At 70.5% G+C, this 24,901-nt stretch carries 24 protein-coding genes; 15 read left to right on the forward strand and 9 right to left on the reverse strand.

All coding sequences use genetic code 11. The features are described 5' to 3' along the window. Nucleotides 1-26: 26 nt before the first annotated feature. Nucleotides 27-1,538 carry a PLP-dependent aminotransferase family protein gene (locus tag LG391_RS33195; protein WP_225773227.1) on the reverse strand — a complete coding sequence of 504 codons (1,512 nt, stop codon included), beginning with the start codon at nt 1,536-1,538 and terminating at the stop codon, nt 27-29. A gap of 348 nt (nt 1,539-1,886) precedes the next feature. Here LG391_RS33195 and LG391_RS33200 point away from each other — a divergent pair, with 348 nt between their 5' ends. Beyond that, nucleotides 1,887-4,916 (forward strand): calcium-binding protein, encoded by a 3,030-nt coding sequence (locus LG391_RS33200; protein ID WP_225773229.1) that lies wholly within the window; start codon nt 1,887-1,889, stop codon nt 4,914-4,916. 17 nt (nt 4,917-4,933) lie between these two features. On the opposite strand, the gene LG391_RS33205 is transcribed toward LG391_RS33200, so the two are convergent. Beyond that, nucleotides 4,934-5,962 carry an MBL fold metallo-hydrolase gene (locus tag LG391_RS33205; protein ID WP_225773231.1) on the reverse strand — a complete coding sequence of 343 codons (1,029 nt, stop codon included), beginning with the start codon at nt 5,960-5,962 and terminating at the stop codon, nt 4,934-4,936. Between LG391_RS33205 and LG391_RS34815 the strand changes: the two genes are divergently transcribed. Both LG391_RS34815 and LG391_RS33215 read left to right on the forward strand, forming a co-directional pair. Beyond that, nucleotides 5,933-6,334 carry a cupin domain-containing protein gene (locus LG391_RS34815; RefSeq protein ID WP_255646998.1) on the forward strand — a complete coding sequence of 134 codons (402 nt, stop codon included), beginning with the start codon at nt 5,933-5,935 and terminating at the stop codon, nt 6,332-6,334. The two genes, LG391_RS33205 and LG391_RS34815, sit on opposite strands and share 30 nt — an antisense overlap. Nucleotides 6,335-6,432: 98 nt before the next feature. Next, on the forward strand, nt 6,433-7,956 hold the full coding sequence (locus tag LG391_RS33215; protein ID WP_225773235.1) for an aromatic amino acid lyase: 1,524 nt from the start codon (nt 6,433-6,435) through the stop codon (nt 7,954-7,956). Here the strand turns inward: LG391_RS33215 and hutC are convergent. Then, nucleotides 7,922-8,680, reverse strand: coding sequence for a histidine utilization repressor (gene hutC, locus LG391_RS33220; RefSeq protein ID WP_225773237.1), 759 nt, complete (start codon nt 8,678-8,680; stop codon nt 7,922-7,924). The two genes, LG391_RS33215 and hutC, sit on opposite strands and share 35 nt — an antisense overlap. A 106-nt stretch (nt 8,681-8,786) precedes the next feature. On the opposite strand from hutC, the gene hutU reads away from it, so the two are divergent. The 5 genes from hutU to LG391_RS33245 are packed head-to-tail and all read left to right on the forward strand — an operon-like array spanning nt 8,787 to nt 14,285. Next, nucleotides 8,787-10,478 (forward strand): urocanate hydratase, encoded by a 1,692-nt coding sequence (hutU, locus tag LG391_RS33225; protein WP_225773239.1) that lies wholly within the window; start codon nt 8,787-8,789, stop codon nt 10,476-10,478. Continuing rightward, nucleotides 10,471-11,106 carry a pyridoxamine 5'-phosphate oxidase family protein gene (locus tag LG391_RS33230; RefSeq protein WP_225773241.1) on the forward strand — a complete coding sequence of 212 codons (636 nt, stop codon included), beginning with the start codon at nt 10,471-10,473 and terminating at the stop codon, nt 11,104-11,106. Before hutU ends, LG391_RS33230 begins: the two co-directional genes overlap by 8 nt. A gap of 1 nt (nt 11,107) precedes the next feature. Further along, nucleotides 11,108-12,649 carry a histidine ammonia-lyase gene (gene hutH, locus LG391_RS33235; protein ID WP_225773243.1) on the forward strand — a complete coding sequence of 514 codons (1,542 nt, stop codon included), beginning with the start codon at nt 11,108-11,110 and terminating at the stop codon, nt 12,647-12,649. Then, nucleotides 12,649-13,440: an N-formylglutamate deformylase gene (hutG, locus tag LG391_RS33240; protein WP_225773245.1), complete on the forward strand. Its 792-nt coding sequence runs from the start codon at nt 12,649-12,651 to the stop codon at nt 13,438-13,440. The genes hutH and hutG overlap by 1 nt, the downstream gene beginning before the upstream one ends. Then, nucleotides 13,440-14,285, forward strand: a complete 846-nt coding sequence (locus LG391_RS33245) for an aminoglycoside phosphotransferase family protein (RefSeq protein ID WP_225773246.1) — start codon at nt 13,440-13,442, stop codon at nt 14,283-14,285. The genes hutG and LG391_RS33245 overlap by 1 nt, the downstream gene beginning before the upstream one ends. 18 nt (nt 14,286-14,303) lie before the next feature. Here LG391_RS33245 and LG391_RS34820 read toward each other — a convergent pair whose 3' ends face one another. Genes LG391_RS34820 through LG391_RS33255 form a run of 3 tightly spaced genes read right to left on the reverse strand, consistent with a single transcriptional unit; the run spans nt 14,304 to nt 15,701 of the window. Next, nucleotides 14,304-14,528, reverse strand: coding sequence for a zinc-binding dehydrogenase (locus tag LG391_RS34820; RefSeq protein ID WP_255647000.1), 225 nt, complete (start codon nt 14,526-14,528; stop codon nt 14,304-14,306). Further along, nucleotides 14,512-15,234 (reverse strand): NADP-dependent oxidoreductase, encoded by a 723-nt coding sequence (locus LG391_RS33250; RefSeq protein ID WP_255647001.1) that lies wholly within the window; start codon nt 15,232-15,234, stop codon nt 14,512-14,514. The genes LG391_RS34820 and LG391_RS33250 overlap by 17 nt, the downstream gene beginning before the upstream one ends. Further along, nucleotides 15,231-15,701 carry an ester cyclase gene (locus tag LG391_RS33255; RefSeq protein ID WP_225773248.1) on the reverse strand — a complete coding sequence of 157 codons (471 nt, stop codon included), beginning with the start codon at nt 15,699-15,701 and terminating at the stop codon, nt 15,231-15,233. The genes LG391_RS33250 and LG391_RS33255 overlap by 4 nt, the downstream gene beginning before the upstream one ends. A gap of 109 nt (nt 15,702-15,810) precedes the next feature. Between LG391_RS33255 and LG391_RS33260 the strand changes: the two genes are divergently transcribed. After that, nucleotides 15,811-16,716 carry a LysR family transcriptional regulator gene (locus LG391_RS33260; RefSeq protein WP_225773250.1) on the forward strand — a complete coding sequence of 302 codons (906 nt, stop codon included), beginning with the start codon at nt 15,811-15,813 and terminating at the stop codon, nt 16,714-16,716. A 19-nt stretch (nt 16,717-16,735) separates the two neighbouring features. Here LG391_RS33260 and LG391_RS33265 read toward each other — a convergent pair whose 3' ends face one another. Continuing rightward, nucleotides 16,736-17,509, reverse strand: coding sequence for a cyclase family protein (locus LG391_RS33265; RefSeq protein ID WP_225773252.1), 774 nt, complete (start codon nt 17,507-17,509; stop codon nt 16,736-16,738). 136 nt (nt 17,510-17,645) lie between these two features. Between LG391_RS33265 and LG391_RS33270 the strand changes: the two genes are divergently transcribed. Further along, nucleotides 17,646-17,930: a DUF2218 domain-containing protein gene (locus tag LG391_RS33270; RefSeq protein ID WP_225773254.1), complete on the forward strand. Its 285-nt coding sequence runs from the start codon at nt 17,646-17,648 to the stop codon at nt 17,928-17,930. Between the two features lie 4 nt (nt 17,931-17,934). Here LG391_RS33270 and LG391_RS33275 read toward each other — a convergent pair whose 3' ends face one another. Beyond that, nucleotides 17,935-18,831: a hypothetical protein gene (locus LG391_RS33275; protein WP_225773256.1), complete on the reverse strand. Its 897-nt coding sequence runs from the start codon at nt 18,829-18,831 to the stop codon at nt 17,935-17,937. A 146-nt stretch (nt 18,832-18,977) separates the two neighbouring features. Here LG391_RS33275 and trmFO point away from each other — a divergent pair, with 146 nt between their 5' ends. From trmFO to LG391_RS33300, 5 genes are all read left to right on the forward strand, one after another. Then, on the forward strand, nt 18,978-20,351 hold the full coding sequence (gene trmFO / locus LG391_RS33280; RefSeq protein WP_225773258.1) for a methylenetetrahydrofolate--tRNA-(uracil(54)-C(5))-methyltransferase (FADH(2)-oxidizing) TrmFO: 1,374 nt from the start codon (nt 18,978-18,980) through the stop codon (nt 20,349-20,351). A 115-nt stretch (nt 20,352-20,466) separates the two neighbouring features. Further along, on the forward strand, nt 20,467-21,198 hold the full coding sequence (locus LG391_RS33285) for a response regulator (RefSeq protein WP_225773260.1): 732 nt from the start codon (nt 20,467-20,469) through the stop codon (nt 21,196-21,198). After that, nucleotides 21,198-22,553, forward strand: coding sequence for an ATP-binding protein (locus tag LG391_RS33290; protein ID WP_225773261.1), 1,356 nt, complete (start codon nt 21,198-21,200; stop codon nt 22,551-22,553). Before LG391_RS33285 ends, LG391_RS33290 begins: the two co-directional genes overlap by 1 nt. Before the next feature lie 147 nt (nt 22,554-22,700). Continuing rightward, a complete protein-coding gene (locus LG391_RS33295) occupies nt 22,701-23,480 on the forward strand; it encodes a MipA/OmpV family protein (protein WP_225773439.1) in 780 nt (259 codons plus the stop codon). Nucleotides 23,481-23,515: 35 nt separating this feature from the next. Then, on the forward strand, nt 23,516-23,731 hold the full coding sequence (locus tag LG391_RS33300; protein WP_225773263.1) for a hypothetical protein: 216 nt from the start codon (nt 23,516-23,518) through the stop codon (nt 23,729-23,731). 13 nt (nt 23,732-23,744) lie between these two features. On the opposite strand, the gene LG391_RS33305 is transcribed toward LG391_RS33300, so the two are convergent. Continuing rightward, complete coding sequence (locus LG391_RS33305; protein WP_225773265.1) at nt 23,745-24,818, reverse strand: aldo/keto reductase; 1,074 nt, start codon at nt 24,816-24,818, stop codon at nt 23,745-23,747. Between the last annotated feature and the right edge of the window lie 83 nt (nt 24,819-24,901).

Raw genomic sequence — 24,901 nt, forward strand, 5'->3', positions numbered from 1 at the left:
AGCCCCTCCGCCATCAGCCGCTCCCCTCACCCCACCCCGGCCTGGCGGCCGCCGTGGCGGGAGGCGCGGACCAGCCGGGCCATCAGCTGGATGCCGGGCTCGATGCGGTCGGCCGGGATGGCGGAATAGCCCAGGCGGACGACGTTCTCCGGCGGCACCGGCCGGTCGAAGAACACCGCGCCGGGGTCGAATAGCAGGCCCTGCGGCGCGGCCGCGGCGGCGACCACGTTCATCGACACGTCGGCCGGCCCCTCGGCCCACAGCGCCGAGCCGCCGGCCGGCAGCCGGAAGTCGAATTCGGGCAGATAGGTGCGCAGCCCCTCGCCGATCGCCGCGGCGCGCTCGCGATAGGCGGCGATCAGCCGCTTGATCGCGGCGTCGTGATGGCCCAGTTGCAGGAACAGCGCCACGGCGCGCTGGTTGTTCGCCGGCGGGTGCCGCGCCGTCAGCCGCCGCATCGCCCGGGCCTCGGCGATGAACTCCGGCGCCGCCACCACGAAGCCCAGCCGCAGGCCCGGCGCCAGGGTCTTCGAGACGCTGCCGACATAGATCACCCGGTCGTCGCGGTCGAGCGCCTTGAGCGCCGGGGTGGCCTCGCCGACGAAGGTCAGCTCGCTGTCGTAATCGTCCTCGACGATGACCACGTCATGCGCCGACGCCGCCTCCAGCAGCTCCTGCCGACGCGCCAGCGGCATGGTCACGGTGGTCGGATTCTGGTGGCTCGGCTGCACGAACAGCAGGTCGCAGCCGGCCAGGCCGGCGCCCGGGCGCAGCCCGTGATGGTCCATCGGCAGGTGCTGGACGCGCGCGCCGAACAGCCGGCACAGGTTGCGGATATCGGGATAGCCGGGCTGCTCGATCGCGGCCGTCTTCTCCGGCCCCAGCAGAAGCGACGCGGCCAGGTACAGCGCCTGCTGCGCCCCCAGCGTGACCAGGATCTGCTCCGGCGACACCCAGATGCCGCGGCGCGGCAGCACCCGCTTCTGCAGTTGCTCGACCAGCAGCGGGTCGTCGGCGTCGACATGGTCGCCGGCCCAGTCGCGGATGGCGACCGAGCGCAGCGACAGCTGCACCACCTCGCGCCACTCGGCGATCGGGAACAGGGTCGGGTCCGGCTGGCCGTAGACGAAGGGGAAGCGGTAATTGAACCAGTCGACCGGCTTGGTCACGTGCCGGGTGCGGGACGGCCGGCCGGTCAGCCGCGCGGCCCAGTCCGGCCGCCGCGCCGGCGCGTCGGGCCGCACCCCGGCCGCCCGCGCCGCATTCTCCAGCGCCGCCGGGTCGACCATGTGGCGCGACCGGCTGCGCGCCGCGACGAAGCCCTCCTGGGTCAGCTGGTCATAGGCCAGGATCACGGTGTTCCGGCTGATGCCCAGGATCTCGGCCAGCCGGCGCGACGAAGGCAGTTCGGTCCCCGGCGGCAGCCGCCGGTCCAGCACCGCCTGGGCGATGGCGCCGCGCAGCTGGGCCTGCAGCGTCAGGTCGGGCCGGCGCGACAGCGTCAGCAGTTGCCGCCACAGGATGTCGTCGGCCGCCACGCCCCTCTCCACGCCCCCGACCCGTTGGCCTGAATAAGATCTTATTTCGACCCTGTGCGCAATCTGGACTCATCGATTGGGGCGATCTGGACTCATCACGCAGCCTCCCTGGGGCGGCGACCGGCCGATTGCTGCCCGCGCTCGATCTGGACCCATCGATCGGGGCGATCTGGATCCATGAAAGCCGCATCTGGCACCACGGGTTTACCCGATCTGGACCTAATCGGATATGCAGGCCGCCTGCTAGATCCCGTCCATTGCGAGTCAGCCCGGCCCGGCCGGGCGCAATTCGACGCTCGGCCGCTCCCGCAAGAAGGGCGGCGCCGACCCGACAGTGGAGGACCTTCCGTGACCCAGACCCTCAACGGCACCATCGGCAACGACAGCCTCACCGGCACCGATCCGGGCAATGCGGCCAACCCCGACGGCATCGACATCATCAACGGCGGCGCGGGCGACGACACGCTGCTCGGCCTCGGCGGCAACGACACCATCCAGGGCGGCCTGGGCGCCGACTATATGAACGGCGGCGACGGCTTCGACACGCTCAGCTTCGCCAACGCCACCGCGGGCGTCGGGCTGGCCCTGAACGCCTTCGGCGTTGCGGGCGAGGTCGTGGGCGATACCATGATCGGCTTCGAGGCCGTGATCGGCACCGCCTTCAACGACCAGATCGCCGGCGACGGCGGCGCCAACTATATCGATACCGGCGCCGGCAACGACTACATCCAGCTCAGCGGCGGCGCCGACACCATGATCGCCGGCGACGGCTACGATCTCCTCGACGGCCGTGTCTACGGCACGGCCATCGACGTCAACCTGACCACCGGGGCCGGGCAGCTCGGGGTGGCGGGCTGCACCTTCTCCGGCTTCGAGCTGGTCCTGGGCACCAACTTCAACGACATCCAGACCGCCAACCTGGACCTCGGCACCGGCCTGGTCGGGTTCAACGGCGACGACATCCTCAACGGCGCCAATGGCGACGACGGCCTGGTCGGCGACAACTATGCCGGCATCATCGTCGCCGGCGGCACCGACACGCTGAACGGCGGGGCCGGCAACGACTCTCTCGAAGGCGGCCAGTTCGGCGACGTGCTGAACGGCGGCATCGGCAGCGACACCACCATCTACTATGGCTCCGGCGCCGCGGTGACCATCAACCTGGCGACCGGGGCCGCATCCGGCGGCGAGGCCGACGGCGACATGCTGACCGACATCGAGAACGTCAATGGCTCCGGCTTCAACGACGTGCTGATCGGCAGCACCGCGACCAACACCCTCTACGGCTGGAACGGCGACGACCTGCTCCACGGCAGCGCCGGGGCCGACACGCTGGACGGCGGCGACGGCACCGACACGGCGACCTTTGCTGCGTCCGCCGCCGCGGTGAGCGTCAACCTGGCCACCAACGCCAACACCGGCGGCGACGCCCAGGGCGACACGCTGGTCAATATCGAGAACGTCACCGGCTCGGGCTCGAACGACATCCTGGTCGGCAGCACCGCGGCCAACGTGCTGGACGGCGGCAATGGCAACGACGTGCTCGACGGCGGCGCCGGGGCCGACACGCTGCAGGGCGGCACCGGCATCGACACCGCGAGCTATGCCCTGTCCAACGCCGGGGTCCTGGCCGACCTGACCTTCGGCGGGAATTCGGGCGGCTATGCCCAGGGCGACGTGCTGCAGAACATCGAGAACCTGGTCGGCTCGGCCTTCGACGACACCCTGCGCGGCGACGTCGGCGCCAATGCCATCGACGGCGGCGGCGGCAACGACCAGATCGCCGCCTATGGCGGTGCCGATACCATCAACGGCGGCGCCGGCATCGACACGGTCTACTACGACAACGCGGCGGTGATCGTGAACCTGGCCACCGGCCAGGGCTTCGGCGGCGACGCCCAGGGCGACACGTTCCAGAATGTCGAGAACGTCGTCGGCTCAGCCTTCGCCGACACCCTGATCGGCGACGCCAGCGCCAATGCGCTCATCGGCGGCGACGGCGACGACACGATCCGCTCCGGCGCGGGGAACGACGTCGTCAGCGGCGGCAATGGCAACGACCAGATCAACGCCTATGACGGCGCCGACGCCATCAATGGCGGCGCGGGCATCGACACGGTCTATTACGACGCGTCGACCGTCGGGGTGATGGTCAACCTGGCCACCGGCGCCGGCGCGGGCGGCGATGCCCAGGGCGACACGCTGTCGGGCGTCGAGAACCTGATCGGCTCGGGCTTCGCCGACCGGCTGTACGGCGACGGCAGCGCCAATGCGCTGAGCGGCGGCGGCGGCGACGACCAGCTCCGCGGCGGGGCGGGAGCCGACACTCTCAACGGCGGCGCCGGCTCGGACTTCGCCAACTACCAGGGCTCCGCGGCGGCCGTCGTGGTCAACCTGCTGACGGGCGCCGTCTCCGGCGGCGACGCCGCAGGCGACACGCTGAGCAGCATCGAGAACCTGTACGGGTCGAGCTTCGCCGCCCAGCTGACCGGCAACGACGCCCGCAACATCATCGGCGGCGAGCTCGGCAACGACACCCTCGCCGGCCTTGGCGGCGATGACAGCCTGTCCGGTGAGGCGGGCGACGATACGCTCGACGGCGGTGACGGCGCCGACCGGCTGGTCGGCGGCGCCGGCATCGACACCATCCGCGGCGGCATCGGCAACGACTCGGTCGATGCCGGCAGCGAGGCCGACCAGGTCTTCGGCGAGGCCGGCAACGACACCATCCTGGGCGGCGCCGGCAACGACCAGCTCGACGGCGGCGACGGCAGCGACACGCTCGAAGGCGCGGCCGGGGCCGACACGCTGGCCGGCGGCGCCGGCATCGACACGGCCAGCTATGCCGGCTCCGCCGCCGGGGTGTCGGTCAATCTGGCCACCGGCGCGGCTTCGGGCGGCGACGCCGCGGGCGATACCTTCAGCGGCATCGAGCAGGTGATCGGCTCGGGCTTCGCCGACACGCTGACCGGCGACTCCGGCGCCAACACCCTGTGGGGCATGGCCGGCAACGACGTCCTCGCGGGCGGCAGCGGCGCCGACATGCTGAGAGGCGGCGCCGGCAACGACCGCTTCGTCTACGCCGCCGTGACCGACAGCACCGTCGCCGCCGCCGGCAAGGATGCGATTCTCGACTTCACCACCGGCGACAGGATCGACCTGTCGATGATCGACGCCGACGGCAACGCGGCCAACGGCGACACCGCCTTCACCTTCGGCACCGGCGGCGTCTTCACGGGCATCGGGCAGATCCGGGTGCTGGCATTCGCCGACAACCGCTACGGCGTCTATCTCGAGACCACCGGCAACAGGGTCGAGGACGCGATCATCACCGTCACCTCCGACCACGCCCTCACGGCCGCGGATTTCGTGCTGTAGTTCGGGCGGGCGACCGGTCAGCGTCTCGAGTACCGCCAGATCCCGTCGCCGCCGGTGTCGCGCACCAGCTCGCCGGCGGCGACCAGGCGGTTCAGATGCGCGGTCGCCTCGCCCACCGCGAACATCATCTGCTGCCGGTCCAGCGCACGGTGGAACATCGCCGCCATCAGCTCGGCGACCGTCGCCGGGGTGCGGCAGACCTCGCGGGCCAGGGCCAGCCGTTCCTCGTGATGCGCCTTCAGCCAGTCGATCCGCTCGGCCAGGCCGAAGAAGGGCAGGCCATGGGAGGGCAGCACCAGCGTCTCCGCCGGCAGTTGCCGCAACACTGCCAGGCTGCGCAGGAAATCCGCCAGAGGGTCGGCCTCGGGCTCCGACGGCCAGACCGAGACGTTCGGGCTGATCTTCGGCAGCACCTGGTCGGCCGAGATCAGGATCCCGCGCTCGGCATCGTAAAGGCAGGCCATCTCGCTGGAATGGCCCTCGCCCACGATCACCCGCCACGGCCGGCCGCCGACCGCGAGCGTGTCGCCGTCGCGGATGCGGCGGGCGGCCACCGGCAGGGGCGAGACGCCGCGGCGATAGACGTTGCCGCGCGCCTCCACCATCTCCGCCGCCTCTGGCGGCAGGCCGGAAGCGCGGTAGAAGGCGGCATGCGCGGCCGCCACCTCGGGCCGGTCGTCCGACCAGGTGGCCCGGGCCGAGGCGTATTCGGACAGCGTCATGACGAGCGGCGCCCGGAAGCGTTCGCACAGCCAGCCGCCCAGGCCGATATGGTCCGGATGCATGTGGGTGACCAGCACCCGGCCGATCGGCCGGTGCTTCAGCGGCCCGGCCAGGAGGGTTTCCCAGATCTCGCGCGAGGCGGCGTTGCCGATGCCGGTGTCGACCAGGGTCCAGCCGTCGTCGTCTTCGAGCAGCCACAGATTGACGTGGTTCAGCGCCATCGGCAGCGGGAAACGCAGCCACAAGAGGCCGGGCGCCACCTCCACCGGCACGCCGGGCTCGGGCGCCGTGGGATGGGGATAGGTCAGGGTCGGTGCATCCATGGCGCGCATCCTCGCGATGTCGGGCGGCGCCGCCAAGCGATTGTTGCTCAGGGGAGGGCTGCCGCCGCGCACGCCGGTACAAGATCCGCGGCGCAGGCCGGGTCACATCTGGGTCCCACTCGGAAGGAGATGTGGCACCACCATCCGGAGACGGACGAGGCCTTCCTGGTGCTGGAGGGGCGCCTGCGCATCGACTTCCGCGACGGCGCCGTGACGCTGGGCCCGGGCGAAATGTTCGTCGTGCCGAAGGGCGTCGATCACAAGCCCTGCGCGGAAGGCGAGGTGAAGCTGGTGCTGATCGAGCCTCGCGGCATCCTCAACACCGGCCACGAAGGCGGGGACAGGACGGCGCAGAACGACGTGTGGATCTAGCGCTGTCGCTGGCGGAACAGCGGGCGGCGTTCGGCTGGCGGCGCGGCGGGCCGCCCTGCCTTACGGATCGGGCGAGACGAAGCGAGCCTCCCCGAATCATGAGCCACATGCCCGCGGCCGACACGGCCGTCCTGACCCTCGACGGCGACAGCCTCGGCATCACAGCACTGGTCCGCTTCGCCGCCGGCGCCACCCGGCTCGCCCTGTCCGACGCCGCCTGGGACCGCATCGCCGAGGCGCGCGGCATCGTCGACCGCATCGTCGAGGCCGGGGTGCCGGCCTATGGCATCACCACCGGCTTCGGCTCGCAGAAGGACTTCGCCGTCGACCCGCGCCGCGACGCCGCCTTCAATCTCGCCGTCCTGACCGGCCATGCCACCCGCGCCCCGGGCCGCCGCGCGCCCGCCGCCGTGATCCGTGCCGCGCTGGCGATCCAGCTGAACGGCTGGGCTCGCGGCTGGTCCGGCGTGCGCCCGGCCCTATGCGCGGCGCAACTGGCCCGCGCCAATGCCGGGGTGGCGCCCGATGTGCGCACCGGCAGCTCGATCGGCGCATCGGACATCGTGGCGATGTCGCAGCTGGCCCTGCCGCTGGTCGGCCGCGCCGCGGACGGGCCGGGCGCCGACGGCCTCGCCTCCGCCGTGCCGCCGCTCGACGGGCTGGCGGCGAAGGAGGCGATGTCGCTGCTGAACAGCAACGCCCTCACCCTCGCCGCCGGCGCCCTGGCCCTGGCCGAGGCCAAGCGGCTGCTCGACGCGCTCGACCTCGCCGCCGCGCTGTCGCTGGAGGGCTTCCGCGGCAATCCCGGCGCCTGGTCGGAACCGGTGGAGCGCGCCCACCCCCAGGCCGGCCATGCCGCCGCCGGCCGGGCTCTGCGCCGCCTGCTGGAGAATAGCGCGCTGTGGCAGCCCGGCACGGCGCGCCTGCTGCAGGACCCGCTGAGCCTCCGCTGCGCGCCGCAGATCCACGGCGCCGCCCGCACCGCCCTGGCCTGGGCGTGGGAGGCATGGGAGGCGGCGCTGAACGCGGTCGCCGACAACCCGCTGATCGACCGCGCCACCGGCGCCGCGGTCTCGCATGGCAGCATGGAGACGACGCTGCTCGCCGTCGCGCTCGACGCGCTGCGCCTCGCGATCGGCAAAGCGGTCGAGGCCTCGGGCGAGCGGGTGCACAAGCTGCAATGGCCGTCCTTCAGCGGCCTGCCCGCCGGGCTGGCGGCCGAGGCCGGGGCGGCCGGCGGGGTGCAGTTCCTCAATCTCGGCCACATCGCCGCGGCCAAGGTCGCCGCCGCCCGCATCGCCGCCCAGCCGGTGTCGCTGCAGTATCGCGGCCAGATCTGCGACGGGGTCGAGGATGTCGGAGGCATGGCGCCCTTCGCGGTCGAGGAGACCGAGCGCCAGCTCGACGCCGCCTGGACCGCGGCGGCGGTGGAGGCCGCAGTCGCCGTCTGGGCGATCGCCCGCCGCGATCTGCCGGTCGAGGGGCTGGGCCGGGGCCTGCGCGCGCCCTGGCAGGCGATCCGGCCGCTGCTGCCGATCGGCCGCGAGGGTGAGGTCGCCTTCGACCTCGGCCCGGTCGAGACCTGGCTCAGGGCGTGGGAAGCGGCGCCGGCCGGCTGGTGAACCGGCCGCCGATGCGGTAGCGCGAGCCCGGGAACAAGAGGCGAGCGACGCTGACCAGGCGGCCCGCCGACCAGGTGCGGCGATGCACCAGCAGGCAGGGCTCGTGCCGGCCGATCCTCAGATGCTCGCGCTCCCACGGCTCGGCCAGCACCGCCTCGACCACATGCTCGCCATCCGGCATCGGTGCCGCCTGCATCAGGTAGTCGTGCGGCGTGATCCGGGTGAAGTCCTGCGCCAGGTAGTGCGGCGCCGCGTCCAGCCGCACCAGCCGGTCCTCCAGCAGGATCGGCACGCGATCCTCATGATGGATCAGCACCGAATGGGCGATGGTCGTGCCCTCCGCCACCTCCAGCCGCGTTGCCGCCTCCGCCGTCGCCGCCTCCGGCCGCACCAGCACCACCGTGGCGCTGTGGGCGTGGCCGCGGGCCCGCACGTCGTCGGCGATGCTGCGGATCTCCATCAGCGGCGCCTCGGGCTTGGCCCCGGCGACGAAGGTGCCGACACCCTGCACCCGCACCAGCACCCCAGCCTCGGTCAGCTCGCGCAGCGCCCGGTGAATCGTCATCCGGCTGATGCCGAGCGAACGCACCAGCTCGTTCTCCGACGGCACCCGCCCGTTCTCCGGCCACTCTCCGGTCTCGATGAAGCGCAGGATCATCGCCTTCACGCGGCGGTACAGCGGCAGCGGTTCGCCGAGCGTCAGTGTCAGTGGCTGGGGATCCATCACGATTCCGCGAGCGTCCTCTCCGGCCCTTGTCGACCTCTCACAGCTTGTATATACAACCCTATACCAATTCAGCCCAAGACCAAATTATGCGAGGAGGCTTGCCGTGACGACCGCCACCAACCGCCGCGTCATCCGGGCGCCGCACGGGCCGGAGAAGAGCTGCCGCACCTGGCAGACCGAAGCCGCGATGCGGATGCTGATGAACAATCTCGACCCCGACGTGGCCGAGAACCCGGACGAGCTGGTGGTCTATGGCGGCATCGGCAAAGCGGCCCGCAACTGGCAGTCCTTCGACACCATCGTCCGCACCCTGAAGGACTTGGCGCCGGACGAGACGCTGCTGGTGCAGTCCGGCAAGCCGGTCGGCGTCTTCCGCACCCACACCGACGCGCCGCGGGTGCTGATCGCCAACTCCAACCTGGTGCCGCACTGGGCGACCTGGGAGCATTTCCGCGCGCTCGAGGCCAAGGGGCTGATGATGTACGGCCAGATGACGGCCGGCTCCTGGATCTATATCGGCAGCCAGGGCATCGTGCAGGGCACTTACGAGACCTTCGCCGAGGTCGGCCGCCAGCACTACAACGGCGACCTGAAGGGCCGCTGGATCCTGACCGGCGGCCTCGGCGGTATGGGCGGCGCCCAGCCGCTGGCCGCGACCATGGCCGGCGCCTCGATGATCGCGGTCGAATGCCAGGCCAGCCGGATCGAGCGCCGCCTCGCCACCCGCTATGTCGACCGCAAGGCCGAGACGCTGGACGAGGCGATGGCGATCGTCCGCGAGGCCAAGGCCCAGGGCAAGGCCATCTCGGTCGGCCTGCTCGGCAACGCCGCCGAAATCTTCCCGGAGATCGTGCGCCGGGCGAAAAACGACCCGGCCTGGCGCCCGGATGCGGTGACCGACCAGACCTCGGCGCACGACCCGCTGAACGGCTACCTGCCGGCGGGCTGGACATGGGCCGAGGCCGAGACCCGCCGCCAGACCGACCCCGAGGGCGTGGTCCGCGCAGCGAAGGAGAGCATGGCCGCTCATGTCCGGGCGATGCTGGACTTCCACGCCATGGGCATCCCGACGCTCGACTACGGCAACAACATCCGCCAGATGGCGCAGGATGTCGGCGTCGAGAACGCCTTCGACTTCCCCGGCTTCGTCCCGGCCTATATCCGCCCGCTGTTCTGCCGCGGCATCGGCCCGTTCCGCTGGGCCGCCCTGTCCGGCGACCCGGAGGACATCTACCGGACCGACCAGCGGGTGAAGGAGCTGATCCCCGACGACCCGCACCTGCACAACTGGCTGGACATGGCGCGCGAGCGCATCGCCTTCCAGGGCCTGCCGGCACGGATCTGCTGGGTCGGCCTCGGCCAGCGGCACCGCCTGGGCCTGGCCTTCAACGAGATGGTGGCCAGGGGCGAGTTGAAGGCGCCGATCGTGATCGGCCGCGACCATCTCGACAGCGGCTCGGTCGCCAGCCCGAACCGCGAGACCGAGGCGATGCAGGACGGGTCGGATGCCGTGTCCGACTGGCCGCTGCTGAACGCCCTCCTCAACACCGCCTCGGGCGCCACCTGGGTCAGCCTGCATCATGGCGGCGGCGTCGGCATGGGCTACAGCCAGCATGCCGGCATGGTGATCGTCGCCGACGGCACGCCGGAGGCGGCGCGGCGACTGGAGCGGGTGTTGACCAACGACCCCGGAACCGGCGTCATGCGTCATGCCGATGCGGGCTACGACATCGCCCGCGACTGCGCCCGCGAGCAGGGCCTGAAGCTGCCGATGCTGGAGGATGATCATGGATGACGGGATCGTTCACGCCGAAGGGATCGTCCGGGACCAGGCCGATCTGCGCAGCCGCTACGCCGAGCCGAGCGAGCTGGTCCGCAACAAAGTCCTGGACCGGATCGACCGGCACGCCCGCGCCTTCATCGGCCTGTCGCCCTTCCTGGTGATCGCGACGGCGGGGGCCGACGGCAGCACCGATGCCTCGCCCCGCGGCGACGCGCCCGGCTTCGTCACCGTGGCCGATGAGAAGACCCTGCTGATCCCCGACCGGCGCGGCAACAATCTGTGCGACAGCCTGTCGAACGTGGTCGAGAACCCGAAGGTCGGCCTCGTCTTCTTCGTCCCGGGCGTCAACGAGACGCTGCGGGTCAATGGCGGCGCCGAGATCACCACCGACCCAGCGGTGCTGCAACCGATGGCGGTCGACGGCAAGGTCCCGACATCGGCGCTGCGAGTCACGGTCGACCAGATCTACTTCCATTGCGGCAAGGCGCTGATCCGGTCCCGCCTGTGGGATCCGGCGGCGCAGATCGAACGCGGCAGCTTCCCGACGCTGGGCAAGATCCTGGCCGACCAGATCAAGGGCGTCGACACCGCCGAGGCCGATGCCCGGCTCGAAAACTCCTACCGGAACCATCTCTACTGACATGGCCGACATCACCTTCACCGCCGGCCGCCTGGCGCTGCCGCAGCTCCGCGCCATCACCCGCACCGACGCCGCCGTTCGGCTCGCCCCCGCCTGCCGGCCGGAGATCGAGGCCGGGGCCGCCGCCGTCGCCGCGATCGTCGACGAGAACCGCACCGCCTACGGCGTCAACACCGGCTTCGGCAAGCTGGCCCAGACCCGGATCCCGACCGACCGGCTGCAGCAGTTGCAGACCAACCTGGTGCTGTCGCACGCCACCGGCACCGGCCCGCTGCTGGACGATGCCGTGGTCCGGCTGATCCTGGCGCTCAAGCTCAACGGCCTGGCCCGCGGCCGCTCCGGCGTGCGCTGGGTGGTGATCGAGGCGCTTCAGGCCCTGATCGACGCCCGCGCCTATCCCTGCATCCCGGCCAAAGGCTCGGTCGGCGCCTCGGGCGACCTCGCCCCCCTCGCCCATCTCTCGGCCGCACTGCTCGGCGAGGGCGAGATCCGGCTGCGCGGCAAGCGCTGGCCGGCCGCCGACGCGCTGCGCCAGATCGGCCTGTCGCCGCTGACCCTGGCGCCGAAGGAGGGCCTGGCGCTGCTGAACGGCACCCAGGTCTCCACCGCCCTGGCCCTCATGGGCCTGTTCGCGGCGGAGGAGGTGTTCGCCGCCGGCCTCGTCGCGGGCGCCATGTCGGTCGACGCCGCCCGCGCCTCCGATGCGCCCTTCGACGCCCGCATTCACGAATGGCGCGGTCAGCCGGGCCAGATCGAGGTGGCGGCGGTGCTGCGCGGCCTGCTGGCGGGCAGCGCCATTCGCGCCTCGCATATCGAGAACGACGACCGGGTGCAGGACCCCTACTCCCTTCGCTGCCAGCCGCAGGTCATGGGCGCCTGCCTCGACCAGATCCGCCACGCGGCGCGGATCCTGGAGATCGAGGCCAACGCCGTCTCCGACAACCCGCTGGTGTTCCCGGAGTCGGGCGACGTCATCTCCGGCGGCAACTTCCATGCCGAGCCGGTGGCCTTCGCCGCCGACAACCTGGCGCTGGCGATCGCCGAGATCGGGGCGATCTCGGAGCGGCGCATCGCCCTCCTCACCGACTCCAACCTCTCCGGCCTGCCGCCCTTCCTGGTGGCCGATCCGGGCGTCAACTCCGGCTTCATGATCGCCCATGTCACCGCGGCCGCCCTGGCCAGCGAGAACAAGAGCCTGGCGCATCCCAGCTCGGTCGACAGCCTGCCGACCTCGGCCAACCAGGAGGATCATGTGTCGATGGCGACCCATGCCGGGCGCCGCTTGGCCGAGATGGCCGAGAACACCGCGGCGATTGTCGGCGTCGAGCTGCTGGCCGCGGCCCAGGGCATCGACTTCCTCCGCCCCCTGCGCAGCGCCGAGCGGATCGAGGCGGCGATGACGGCGGTCCGGGCCCGGGTGAAGGCCTGGGATTCCGATCGCTACTTCGCCCCGGACATTGAGGCCGCCAAGGCCCTGGTCCGGGCCGGCAGCTTCCTGCCCTATGCGCCCGGCCTGCTGCCGAGCACCTTGGAGGCCGCGTGATGGACGCCTTCCGCCTGCATCGCGGCACCGCGCCGCTGTTGCTGAGCATCCCGCATGTCGGCACCGGCGTGCCGGAGGCGATCTGGGCCAGGCTCACGCCGGAAGGGCAGCTGCTGCGCGACACCGACTGGCATCTCGACCGGCTCTACGACTACGCCGAGGGCCTCGGCGTCAGCATCATCCAGGCGGTGCAGTCGCGCTACGTCATCGACCTGAACCGCCCCACGGACGACCAGAGCCTGTATCCCGGCCAGGCCACCACCGGCTTGTGCTCGACCATCGATTTCGACGGCCGGCCGCTATACCGACCGGGCGAGGAGCCGGATGCGGCGGAGATCGCCGGCCGGGTGAACACGGTGTGGAAGCCGTACCACGCCGCTTTGGAGTCGGAGCTGGAGCGCATCAAGGCGCAGCACGGCTACGCCCTGCTCTACGACGCGCATTCGATCCGCTCGCAGGTGCCACGACTGTTCGACGGCCTCCTGCCCGACCTGAATCTCGGCAGCAACGCCGGCGCCACGGCGGCGCCGGCCTTGAAGGAGCGGATCGCGGAGATCTGCCGCACGGCCGAGGGCTTCACCCATGTCGTCGACGGCCGATTCAAGGGCGGCTACATCACCCGCCACTACGGACAGCCGGAGCGGAACGTGCACGCGCTGCAGATGGAGCTGGCCCAGCGCCACTACATGGATGAGGATCCGCCCTTCGCGTACCAGGGGGAGCGGGCCAGGCCGCTGCAGGCGGTGCTGCGCCGGGTGCTGGAAGCGATGCTGGAGTGGAAGCCCGCCTGATGAGCAGCGCGCTGTCGCCGATCGAGCTGTGGCTCGACCGCTGGGAGCTGGAGCCCGACGGCGACGCGATCGAGCGCAACGGCGCCCATGTCGCCTTCGTCCGCCGCGGCGACACCCGGATGGTGCTGAAGGTGCTCAAGCCGAATAGCGACGAGATGCTGGGCCCGATGATGCTGGCGCATTACCGGGGCCGTAGCGCCGTCCGTGTGCTGGGGCATGAGCAGAACGCCGTACTGCTGGAGCGGGCGCTGCCGGGGACGGAGCTGACCGAGATCGTGCTGGCCGGCCGCGACGACGAAGCCGTCCGCATCCTGTGCGGCGTGATGGCCGACCTGCACCAGGACGACCCGCCGCCCGGCCGCTGGCCGACGGTGGAGGATTGGGGCCGCGCCTTCGCCCGCTATCGGGCCGGCGAGCCGCATCCGGAGATACCGGCCGACCTGCTCGACCGAGCCGAGGCCGAGTATCGGGATCTCTGCGCCAGCCAGGGCCGGCGCTACCTGCTGCATGGCGACCTGCACCATGAGAACGTGCTGGACGGCGGCGACCGCGGCTGGCTGGTGATCGATCCCAAGGGCGTGATCGGCGAGCTGACCTACGAGACCGGCGCCGGCCTGCGCAATCCGGGCGACGCCGAGGAGCTGTACAACGATCCCCGCCGCATCGCCCGCCGGGTGCGGATCATCGCCGAGACGCTGGGCCTGCCGGAGCAGCGCATCCTGCGCTGGTCCTTCGCCCAGTCCGTCCTCTCCGCCCTCTGGCACGTCGAGGACGGGGACGGCGACGAGGCTGTCGCGGCGGCGATCACGACCGCCACGGCGATGCACACCCTGCTGGCGGTCTGAGCAGGCACCGCCCGCAGATCAGGCCAGGCGGAGCAGGACCTTTCCGCGGGCATGGCCGGACGCGACATGCCCGAGCGCCGCCTCCAGCTCTCCCAACGACAATTCGCGATCCACAACCACCGTCAGTATTTCGGCATCGCACAGCCCGGCGATCAGGCCGAGGCGGGTGGCATCGGTGTGGTGGAACACGAACCCGGCCGAGACGCCATGCGCCGTCGCCAGCGCCTCATCCGGCGGCGACACGATGCTGACCAGCCTCCCGCCTGGCCGCAGCACGGCGTAAAGAGTGCTGCTGGGTGTCACCGCCGATAATGTCGAGCACGACATCGACATCGCGGACCATCGCCGTGAAATCCTCGGTCCGGTAATCGATGACATGGCTCGCACCGAGCCGGCGGACGAGGTCGGCATTGGCGGCAGATGCGGTGGCGACGACCCTGGCGCCGGCACACCGCGCCAGCTGTACAGCGGCACTGCCGACGCCGCCGGCGGCGGCATGGATCAGAACGGTCTGCCCCGCCGACAGGCAGGCGGTTTCGAACAGCGCCTGCCAGGCGGTGCCCGCCGCCGTGGGCAAGCCCGCCGCCACGGCGAGCGGCAGGCCGGCCGGCGCCGCCGCGACACGGGTTGCCGGCACGACGGCGAATTCGGCGAAGGCGCCGCCGCGCACCGGGTCCGCCCGGGCGATGACCGTGTCGCCCGGTCGCCAGCGGGCCGCCAGCGCGCCGGCCCGTTCGACCGTACCGGCGAGATCGGTTCCCAGCGAATAGGGGAAGGCCAACGGGAAGTAGGCGTCGAGGCCGCCGCCGATCAGCTTGATGTCCAGCGGGTTGATGCTGGCCGCCACCACCCGGATCAGCACCTCATGGGGGCCGACCTCCGGCACCGGCACGTCCTCGACCACGGCGCCGCCGAGATCACCATAGGCCCGGATACGTGCCGCCTTCATCGCCCGGCCTCCGCCGCAGCCAGGGCCGGCGGCCAGGCGCCGACCTGCTGCAGCATCCCGAACCAGTCCTCGAGATGCCAGGTGTGGCTGATCTTGCCGTTCCTGAGATGGTGGAACTCATGCAGCGCCAGCCTCACCGGCCGGCCGGTCGGGGCGATACCGAACCACTTGCCGCGATGAGTGCCGGTGATCAGCGCCCGCACACCGACCCGGCCATCATGACCGAAGATATCCTCGATCGTGACGTCGAGATCGGGAAAGGCCTGCAGGAAGGCCCGGATCATCGGCTTCAGCCCCTCCGGCCCAGGCCCCTGGCCCGGCGCCGGCGGAATGTCCAGCCAGTCCGGGGTGACGGCTTGGTCCAGCAGGTCGGGGTCATGATGAGCGAAGGCGCGATAGAAGGTCTCGACCGCGTGCTGCTCCGACGTCGTCAGCCCGGCGGCCAGGCTGCTCTGGGATTGGTTCATCTTGCATCCGTTCTCGCTCTGGGTTGGCCGGATAGTCCCGACGAGCAAGAATTGAGAGATGCGCCATCATATTTGAAATCGATGATCTATATATGAGATCATCCACCTCATGGATCTTCATGGTATCGACCTGAACCTTCTGGTCGCTTTCGACGCCTTGATGGCGGAGCGCAGCGTCACCCGCGCCGGCGCCCGGATCGGCCGGACCCAGCCGGCGATGAGCGCCGCCCTGGCACGGCTTCGCGCTCTGTTGCGGGACGAGCTGTTCGTGCGCGGTCCGTATGGCCTGCAACCGACGCCCCGCGCGCTCGATCTTGCGCAGCCTTTGTCCGATGCCCTGGCGCAGATCCAGCAGACGCTGGACTTCACTCAGGAATTCGATCCGGCCTCATCCGCGGCGACCTTCACCCTCGGCCTGTCGGACCACCCGGCCTTCTCGCTGCTGCCGCGCCTGGCACCGGTGCTGCAAGAGACTGCGCCCGGCATCACGCTGCGGGTGCGCAGCTTCACGGCACGGGACGATGCGATCGGCATGCTGGATGCCGGTGAAGCCGATGCGACGATCGGCGTGCCGGCGGCACCGGCCGGCCGCATCCTGTCCCGCCCGCTGTTCGAGGAGCGGTTCGTCTGCGTGCTGCGCCGCGGCCATCCCGCGGCCGGCCGGCCGCTCGACCTCGACCGTTTCCTGGCGCTGTCGCACCTGCTGGTGTCGCCCGAGAATGATCAGTTCGGCATGGTGGATGCCGAGCTGGCGAAGAAGAAGCTCAAGCGCCGGCTCGGCTTGACCTTGCCGCAGATGTATGCCGCCCCGGCCGTGGTGGCCCGGTCCGATCTGATCGCGACATTGATGCGGGGCGTGGTCGCGTCCTCCGGCCATGCCGACGCCCTCTGCCTGCTGGACCCGCCGCTCGACCTTCCGCCGGTGCCCTTCGTGCTGTCCTGGCACCGCCGCAACGACGCCCATCCGGCCCAGCACTGGTTCCGCGATTTCGTGGCGGCACAGGCGGGGGCCTGACGACCCAAACCGATCCTGCCTAGTCCGGCAGGATCGCCACCGCCCGCGTCCAGCCCGCCGAAGCAGCGCGTATCTTCACCGGGAAGCAGCTGACGGTGAAGCCGGTGGCGGGCAGCGCCTCCAGGTTGTGCAGCTTCTCCAGATGGCAGTAGCCAATGTCGCGGCCGGCCTTGTGGCCCTCCCAGATCAGCGAGGCGTCGCCCGTCTCCTTGAACCGCCGCGCCGTGTGGCTGAACGGCGCGTCCCAGCTCCAGCCGTCGGTGCCGGTCACGCGCACACCCTGGCGCAGCAGGTGCAGCGTCGCGTCTCGGCCCATGCCGCAGCCCCGGTCGACATAGTCGGCTTGGCCGTAGCGGGCGCCGGCGCTGGTGTTGACCAGCACGATCTCCAGCGGCTTCAGCGTGTGGCCGATCCGTTCCAGCTCCGCGTCGATCTCGTCCGGCGTCACGATGTGGCCGTCGGGCAGGTGCCGGAAGTCCAGCTTCACGCCCGGCTGGAAGCACCAGTCCAGCGGCACCTCGTCGATGGTGATGGCGCGCTTCCCGCCGTCCATCGTCGGATGGTAGTGCCAGGGGGCGTCGAGATGGGTGCCGTTGTGGGTGGAGATGGCGACCCGTTCCTCCGCCCAGCCCTTGCCCTCCGGCAGCTGGTCCGGCCGCAGGCCCGGGAATACGAAGCCGATCTCACGCGCCGTCTCGTCATGGGCGCGATAGGTGATCGAGACCTTCTGGAACGGTGGGTCGGCCGGAACGTCGTTCTCGAGCGGGATCGAGATGTCGATGAGCTTGGGCATGGATGCGTCCCGATTCAGGTGTGGCGCCGGCACTCTGCCGTGACGGCCGTCCGATCGCCACCGCCAGAAGGCCGCAGCCTGTTGCGAACCGCTCGCAACGAACCCATCTGGGGATCATCCGATCGACGAGGACATCATGCCGAGCTCCGAAGCCCGCGTTCCCACCGAGCACGCCAGCAAGTACCTGCAGCAGCTGTGCAAGCATTTCGGCCACAGGATCCCGGCGACCTTCGACGCCGAAAAGGGGCACCTCACCTTCGAGATGGGCACCACGACCCTGGCGGCCGAGCCGCATCTGCTGTTGCTGCGCAACGAGTCGCCGGACGCCGCCGGGCTGGCCCGGCTGCAGGAGGTCGTCGCCTCGCATCTCGTCCGCTTCGCCTTCCGCGAGGAGCTCAGGATCGACTGGCGACCGGTGTAGCCGGTCATTTCGCCCGGCAATCCTCCGCATCAGTGCCGGCGGCGCACAGGCCTGACCCCTTGTCCGGTTCGTCGCATTCGCCGTCCCCGGTGAAGGGACAGGCCGGGACTGCGGTGCTGGGGGCGCCGGAGCCTTCGCCCGCGGCGGCGCAGTCGGTGACATCCGTTCCGGTGGAGCAGAGGCCGGTGCCGCGGCCCGGCTCGTCGCATTCGCCGTCCTGGGCGAACTGGCAGCTGTCGTCGCCCCCGGCCGATGGCGCCGGCATCGCAGGAGGCTGGCCGCCCCCCTGTCTCGCCTTGCAGTCGGCCGTGTCCGTCCCCGCGGCGCAGGCGCCGGAGCCGACGCCGGGTTCGTCGCACTCGCCGTCGCGGGCGAAGGGGCAGCTGTCTTCGCCTTGCAACGCCGGCGCCGCGGGCGCGTCCGGGGCCGGCAGGCCCCCGCTCTTGGCCTTGCAGTCGCTGGTGTCGGTGCCGGCGGCGCAGGCACCCGAGCCGACACCCGGCTCGTCGCACTCGGTGTCGCGCGCGAAGGGACAGCTGTCGTCGCCCGGCCCCTGCGGCGGCACGGCCTGGGCCGGCGCGTTCGGGACCTGGGCGGGGGCGGCCGCGGCGCAGTCGGCGGTGTCGCTGCCGGCGGCGCAGAGGCCTGTGCCCTTCCCGGGCTCGTCGCAGCGCTGGTCGAAGGCGAAGCGGCAGGAATTCGCCGGGTCGGCCGCGGCATCCGGCCGGCAATCGGCGCTGTCGGTGCCGGCGGCGCAGGTGCCGTTGGCCTCATCGCATTCGCCGTCATGGGCGAAGATGCAGGAGTTGTTGGTGCCGCCCGCAGGCACGTCCTGCGCTGCGGCGGCGAGAGGAAATGCCAGTACCGTCGCCGCCAGCATCCAGGCCCATCTCGACGCCATGCGATGTCCCCTTCCCCCGCACGCAGCTGAGCTCCTAGATACATGCAGGAGCATGGCATGACAAAGGCGGCCCGATCCGGGTAATGGCCGTTGCCTGGACGGAACGATCGGCGTATCAGTCACGCCCTTCGCAGGAGATCGGTACGATGAGCACGCCCGCCCCCGTCCATGTCATCGGCGCCGGCTTGGCCGGCAGCGAAGCGGCCTGGCAGCTGGTCTCGGCCGGGGTGCCGGTGGTGCTGCACGAGATGCGGCCGGTACGCGGCACCGAGGCGCACCAGACCGACGGCTTCGCCGAGCTGGTCTGCTCCAACTCCTTCCGCTCCGACGACGCGATGTACAATGCGGTCGGCCTGCTGCACGAGGAGATGCGGCGCTGCGGATCGCTGATCATGCGCCATGCCGACGCCCACAAGGTGCCGGCCGGCGGCGCGCTGGCGGTCGACCGCGACGGCTTCTCCGCCGGCGTCACCGCCGATCTCACGAACCATCCGCTGGTCACGGTGAAGCGCGGCGAGATCGCCGGCCTGCCGCCGGAGGCGTGGGACAGCGTGATCGTCGCCACCGGCCCCCTCACCTCCCCGGCCCTGGCCGAGGCGGTGCGCGGCCTGACCGGCGAGGCCGAGCTGGCCTTCTTCGACGCCATCGCGCCGATCGTCCACCGCGACAGCATCGACTTCGGCACGGCCTGGTTCCAGTCGCGCTACGACAAGCCCGGCCCGGGCGGCACCGGCAAGGACTACATCAACTGCCCGATGTCGAAGGAGGAGTACGAGGCCTTCATCCGCGAGCTGCTGGCCGCGCCGAAGACCGAGTTCAAGGACTGGGAGAAGGACACGCCCTATTTCGACGGCTGCCTGCCGATCGAGGTGATGGCCGAGCGGGGCCCGGATACGCTGCGCTGGGGCCCGATGAAGCCGGTCGGCCTGACCAACCCGCACAGCGACCGCCGGCCCTGGGCCGTGGTCCAGCTGCGCCAGGACAATGCGCTGGGCACGCTGTTCAACATGGTCGGCTTCCAGACCAAGATGAAATATGCCGAGCAGGTGCGGGTGTTCCGCATGATCCCGGGCCTGCAGGATGCCGAGTTCGCACGGCTGGGCGGGCTGCACCGCAACACCTTCATCAACAGCCCGCGGGTGCTGGACCCGGCGCTGCGGCTGAAGGCGATGCCGCGGCTGCGCTTCGCCGGCCAGGTCACCGGCGTCGAGGGCTATGTCGAGAGCGCCGCGATCGGCCTGCTGGCCGGCCGGATGGCGGCGGCGGAGCGGCTGGGCCTGGCCATCGTGCCGCCGCCCGTGACCACGGCGCTGGGCGCGCTGCTGAACCACATCACCGGCGGCGGCGAGGTCGAGACCTTCCAGCCGATGAACGTCAATTTCGGCCTGTTCCCGCCGCCGGAGATTCCCGAGCGACAGCCCGGCCAGAAGAAGGTGAAGGGCCGCGACCGCAAGAGCCTGTACAGCGAGCGCGCCCTGGCCGATCTCGACCTCTGGCTCGGCCGGCGCGCGGCGGCCTGAACCGCCGAGGAAGCCGTCCCGTCCGACGGCCGGCGTTTACAAAAAATAACATTTCGACGGATGATCGCGTGTCGGCCCACTGAGACAATAGGGCATGGCAGGATCCAGGAAGACCATGTCGACCTCCGCAGCGGCACGTCCGGAGGCACAGCCGCATGTGCTGCTCGTGGAGGACGATCTCGAGATCTCCCGGATGCTGCAGGGCGTCCTTTCGGACAGCGGCTTCATCGTCTCCACCGCAACCGCCGCGGCCGAGATGGACGCGGTGCTAGGCCAGACCGAGATCGACCTCGTGGTGCTCGACATCATGCTGCCGGGCGAGGACGGGCTCAGCATCTGCCGCCGGCTGCGGGCCGCTTCGACCATCCCGATCATCATGGTGACGGCCCGCGGCGACGCAGTCGACCGCATCGTCGGGCTGGAGATCGGGGCCGACGACTACCTGCCCAAGCCGTTCGATTCCCGCGAGCTGGTGGCGCGCATCCGGGCGCTGCTGCGGCGCGCGCAGGGCGGGAACGGCGGCCGCATGCGCCCGCTGCGCTTCGCCGGATGGCGGATCGACCCGGCGTCGCGGCAGTTGCACGACCCCGACGGGGTCAAGGTCGCCATGACCAGCGTCGAGTTCGACCTGCTGGCGGCCTTGTGCCGGCACCCCGGCCAGGTGCTGTCGCGCGACCAGCTGATCGAGCTGACGCATAGCGGCCTGGCCAGCCCGGTCCAGCGCAGCATCGACGTCCATGTCAGCCGCATCCGGCAGAAGATCGAGCCCGATCCCGACAACCCGCGCTTCATCAAGACGGTGCGCCTCGGCGGCTACATGTTCACCGAGCGGGTCGAGCCGGCCTGATGCGCTTCCTCTCTCGCCTGATCCCGCGCAGCATCGTCAGCCAGATCACCGGACTCGTCGCGATCTCGATGCTGCTCGGCATCGGGCTGACCGGCACGGTCCTGTTCCTGTTCTTCAGGGAGCCCGATGCGCGGGACGGGGTCATTCTTTCGGCAGCTGCAATCGCCAAGATCACCCAGATCGTCCAGAGCGCCGACACCCCGGACGAGGCCAACGGGATCCTCGATGTCGCCCGGCGTGCCGGCGCCGATGTCATCCGAATGCCGTCAGGGGAATTCGCCGCCCAGTCTGAAGACGGGCCGACGTCGATCCTGTCGGAGCTGATCGCCTATCAGCTGAAGACCCTTTGGGGCATCGAGGCACGCGGTGCCAACCTTCCTTCCGGTGCCGGCCATGGTCTCGTCGTGCGGGTCGACGATCGGTTCGTCCTGCTGTTCCCGACGCCGACCTGGGCCGGCCTGTGGAGATTCATCCTCAAGCCCACGGTCCTGATCATCGTCACGATGATCGTGTTCGTGCTGTTCCTGTCGATGTATGCGGTGCGCTGGATCATCGCGCCGCTGTCGGCGCTGGGGGCGGCGGCCGAATCCTTCGGGCGCTCGCCCGACGAAGACCGCCTGGTCGACCGCCGAGGACCGCGGGAGATTGGCCAGCTCGCCGGTGCCCTCAACGACATGCGCACCCGCATCCGGGCTCTGATCGACGACCGCACCCGCATGCTCGCCGCGATCAGCCACGACCTGCGGACGCCGCTGACCCGCCTGCGGCTTCGCGCCGAGCGGGTCGACGACCCGGGGCTGCGGGAGGGTATCCTGCATGAGGTCGTGCGGATCAGCGACATGCTCGACGAGACGCTGGAGTATCTGCGGCCCGGCATCCGCGAAGAGCGCATGTCTCGGGTCGACCTGTCGAGCCTGCTGCAGACGGTCTGCACCGAATTCGGCGATGTCGGCCACGGCGTCGCCTATGCCGGGCCGCCGCGCCTGGCCTGGGTCTGCCGGCCCAACGCGCTGACCCGTGCCGTCAGCAATGTGGTGAACAACGCCGTTCAGCATGGGTCGGCGGTGCGGGTCAGCCTGCGGGCCGGCGAGGGCGGCGCGGCGGAGATCGAGGTGGCGGACGATGGTCCAGGCATTCCGCCGCCGCTGCGCGAGAAGGTCTTCGATCCGTTCTTCAAGGGCGACGACACCCGCTCTGTGGCTTCGGGCCGGGGCTTCGGGCTGGGCCTTTCGATCGCCCGCGACGTCGTCCGTGGCCACGGCGGCAGCATCGAACTGCTCGATCACGTGCCGCGTGGCCTCCTCGTCCGGATGTCGCTGCCTCCGGGGCCGGCAATATCTCTTAACATAACTTAAAACCAGCCTCTTCCGCCGGCCTTTACTCTCGCGGCTCAATCGAGTCACGGGATGAATCGAATGCCATCGTCATTGTCGACTGTCGCCCTTTCATCGCGACACGGTACCCGCCAGGCCAGGACTTGGGCGCCGCTCGCCTTGGCCGGCATGGTCCTTGCAGCGACCAGCGGGCGCGCGGAGGCCCAGGACGCGATCATCGTGCCGGAGGAGAACACTCCCGCGCCGGAAGCCGTCCGTCCCGATGGGGATTGGACCTTCGTGCTCGGCGCCGGCGCGCGGGTCGGGCCCAGCTACGAAGGTTCGGACAAGTTCTCGGTCACGCCGGGGCCCTTCGTCGCGATCAACTGGCGGGACCGGGTCTTCCTCGACATGGAGCGGGGGATCGGCGTCAACATCGTGCGCACCGACGCACTCCGGCTGGGCCTGTCGGTCGGTTTCGCCCCGGGCCGGGACGAAGATGACGAGGATCATCTGAGGGGCCTGGGCGACATCGACGCGGCTGCGCGCGGCCATCTCTTCGGATCCTATTCCTTCGGCATGTGGCAGGTCGGCATCGACGTCGCCAAGGATTTCGGCGGCAGCGAAGGTCTGCAGATTCGGCCCGGCGTGTCGGTGAAGATGCCGCTGTCCGACACCTGGACGTTGTCGTCCGGCATCTCTGCCACCTGGGCCGACGACGACTACATGCAGACCTTCTTCGGCGTCTCGCCGGCGCAGTCCCGGAAATCGGGGCTGGAGCACTTCGACGCCGGATCCGGGTTCAAGAGCGTCGACTTCCAGATCGGCCTCAGATGGGCGTTCTCCGAGAACTGGTTCGCCATGGCGAATGTGGGCGTGGGCGTCCTCCTCGGCGACGCGGCGGACAGCCCGATCACCGAGAGCGAGGTGCAACCCTCGGTCGGGCTGGCGGTCGGCTATCGCTTCTGAGGCCGCTCATCGGCTGCGGCCTGGGATGATCATCGATGACGGAAACCATGGCCCTGCTCGGTCTCATGGCAGCCCTGAAGGAGCGTATCATGATCTTCACGCTCCTGTGGCTGGGTGGGATCGTGCTCTGTGCCACGCCCTACCTGTGGGCGCTGTACCGCGCCGCCCGCGACGCGGCGCGGACGACCCCGGTGCGCCGCGAGCCGCCATTGCGGCTCGCGGCTTCCGTGACCGAGGACAAGGCTCCGTGACGCAAGCTTCGGCCTAGCGCCGCAGCGCGATCCTGACGTCGCCGAACATGACGTTGCGGGTCATCGGCCGGGCCAGGAACTCGTGCGGGAAGCCGAGGTCGACGGCGCTCGCCGCTTCCAGCCGCGCCCGCTGCCCGTCCGAGAGCACGACGTCGAGGGCGCCGAGATTGTCCTCCAGCTGCGCCACTGTCCGCGCGCCGATGATCGGCGCGGTCACGGTGGGGTTCAGCAGGGTCCAGGCCAGGGCCACCTGGGCCGGGGTCCGGCCGATCTCGGCCGCTACCGCCTTCACCTCCTCGGCGATAGTCAGACCCCGCTCGGTCAGGGCGCCATTGGCGGCGGCAACGTTCTTGCGCGTCCCCGCGGCCTCCGCATTGCCGCCGCCGATGCCCAGATCGGCCCGGCTGTACTTGCCGGTCAGCACGCCGCTGGCCAGCGGCGACCAGGGGATCACCCCGAGGCCCAGCTCGCGCGCCATCGGGATCAGGTCGCGCTCCACCGTTCGTTCGATCAGGCTGTATTCGATCTGCAGTGCGATCAGCGGCGACCAGCCGCGCAGGTCGGCGATGGTCTGCATCCGTGCCACCTGCCAGGCCGGCGCGTCGGAGATCGCGACATACAGCACCTTGCCGGCGCGGACGACGTCGTCCATGGCGCGCAGGATCTCCTCGACCGGGGTGGTGAAATCCCAGGCGTGCAGATAGAGCAGGTCGATGTAGTCCGTCTGCATCCGCTGCAGGCTGCTCTCGACCGAGCGGACCAGGCTCTTGCGGTGGTTGCCGCCGGCATTCGGGTCGCCGGCGCGCAGCGGCAGCGTGTATTTGGTGGCGATCACTAGCCGATCGCGCCGGTCGGCCGCGAACTTGCCGACCAGGCGTTCGGAGCTGCCGTCGGTGTACTGGTTGGCGGTGTCGATGAAGTTGCCGCCGCGGTCGACATAGGTGTCGAAGATCCGCCGCGCCTCCGGCTCGTCGGCGCCCCAGCCCCAGTCGGTGCCAAAGGTCATGGCGCCGAGCGCAAGCGGCGAGACCCGGAGGCCGGACCGGCCGAGCAGCCGATAGTGATCGAGGGACAGCGTGTCGCTCATGGTCGTCTCCTGCAGTGCTGACCGGAAGATGGCGCGCTGACATTCGTCCATGAAGGCGGCATTATCCGCATGGGCTGTTAAGG

Origin of the sequence: Inquilinus sp. Marseille-Q2685, assembly GCF_916619195.1 — a bacterium.
GTDB lineage: Bacteria > Pseudomonadota > Alphaproteobacteria > DSM-16000 > Inquilinaceae > Inquilinus.

Bases quoted from the DNA above. Each gene is read 5' to 3' on its own strand.
- LG391_RS33300 (WP_225773263.1), top strand. From the start codon at position 23,516: ATGACGGAAACCATGGCCCTGCTCGGTCTCATGGCAGCCCTGAAGGAG.
- LG391_RS33245 (WP_225773246.1), top strand. From the start codon at position 13,440: ATGAGCAGCGCGCTGTCGCCGATCGAGCTGTGGCTCGACCGCTGGGAG.
- LG391_RS33270 (WP_225773254.1), top strand. From the start codon at position 17,646: ATGCCGAGCTCCGAAGCCCGCGTTCCCACCGAGCACGCCAGCAAGTAC.
- LG391_RS33255 (WP_225773248.1), bottom strand. From the start codon at position 15,701: ATGAACCAATCCCAGAGCAGCCTGGCCGCCGGGCTGACGACGTCGGAG.
- hutC (WP_225773237.1), bottom strand. From the start codon at position 8,680: ATGGATCCCCAGCCACTGACACTGACGCTCGGCGAACCGCTGCCGCTG.
- LG391_RS33250 (WP_255647001.1), bottom strand. From the start codon at position 15,234: ATGAAGGCGGCACGTATCCGGGCCTATGGTGATCTCGGCGGCGCCGTG.
- LG391_RS33275 (WP_225773256.1), bottom strand. From the start codon at position 18,831: ATGGCGTCGAGATGGGCCTGGATGCTGGCGGCGACGGTACTGGCATTT.
- hutG (WP_225773245.1), top strand. From the start codon at position 12,649: ATGGACGCCTTCCGCCTGCATCGCGGCACCGCGCCGCTGTTGCTGAGC.
- LG391_RS34815 (WP_255646998.1), top strand. From the start codon at position 5,933: ATGGGGATAGGTCAGGGTCGGTGCATCCATGGCGCGCATCCTCGCGAT.
- LG391_RS33290 (WP_225773261.1), top strand. From the start codon at position 21,198: ATGCGCTTCCTCTCTCGCCTGATCCCGCGCAGCATCGTCAGCCAGATC.
- trmFO (WP_225773258.1), top strand. From the start codon at position 18,978: ATGAGCACGCCCGCCCCCGTCCATGTCATCGGCGCCGGCTTGGCCGGC.
- LG391_RS33230 (WP_225773241.1), top strand. From the start codon at position 10,471: ATGGATGACGGGATCGTTCACGCCGAAGGGATCGTCCGGGACCAGGCC.
- hutH (WP_225773243.1), top strand. From the start codon at position 11,108: ATGGCCGACATCACCTTCACCGCCGGCCGCCTGGCGCTGCCGCAGCTC.
- LG391_RS33205 (WP_225773231.1), bottom strand. From the start codon at position 5,962: ATGGATGCACCGACCCTGACCTATCCCCATCCCACGGCGCCCGAGCCC.
- LG391_RS33285 (WP_225773260.1), top strand. From the start codon at position 20,467: ATGTCGACCTCCGCAGCGGCACGTCCGGAGGCACAGCCGCATGTGCTG.
- LG391_RS33260 (WP_225773250.1), top strand. From the start codon at position 15,811: ATGGATCTTCATGGTATCGACCTGAACCTTCTGGTCGCTTTCGACGCC.
- LG391_RS33215 (WP_225773235.1), top strand. From the start codon at position 6,433: ATGAGCCACATGCCCGCGGCCGACACGGCCGTCCTGACCCTCGACGGC.
- LG391_RS33265 (WP_225773252.1), bottom strand. From the start codon at position 17,509: ATGCCCAAGCTCATCGACATCTCGATCCCGCTCGAGAACGACGTTCCG.
- LG391_RS33295 (WP_225773439.1), top strand. From the start codon at position 22,701: ATGGTCCTTGCAGCGACCAGCGGGCGCGCGGAGGCCCAGGACGCGATC.
- LG391_RS33305 (WP_225773265.1), bottom strand. From the start codon at position 24,818: ATGAGCGACACGCTGTCCCTCGATCACTATCGGCTGCTCGGCCGGTCC.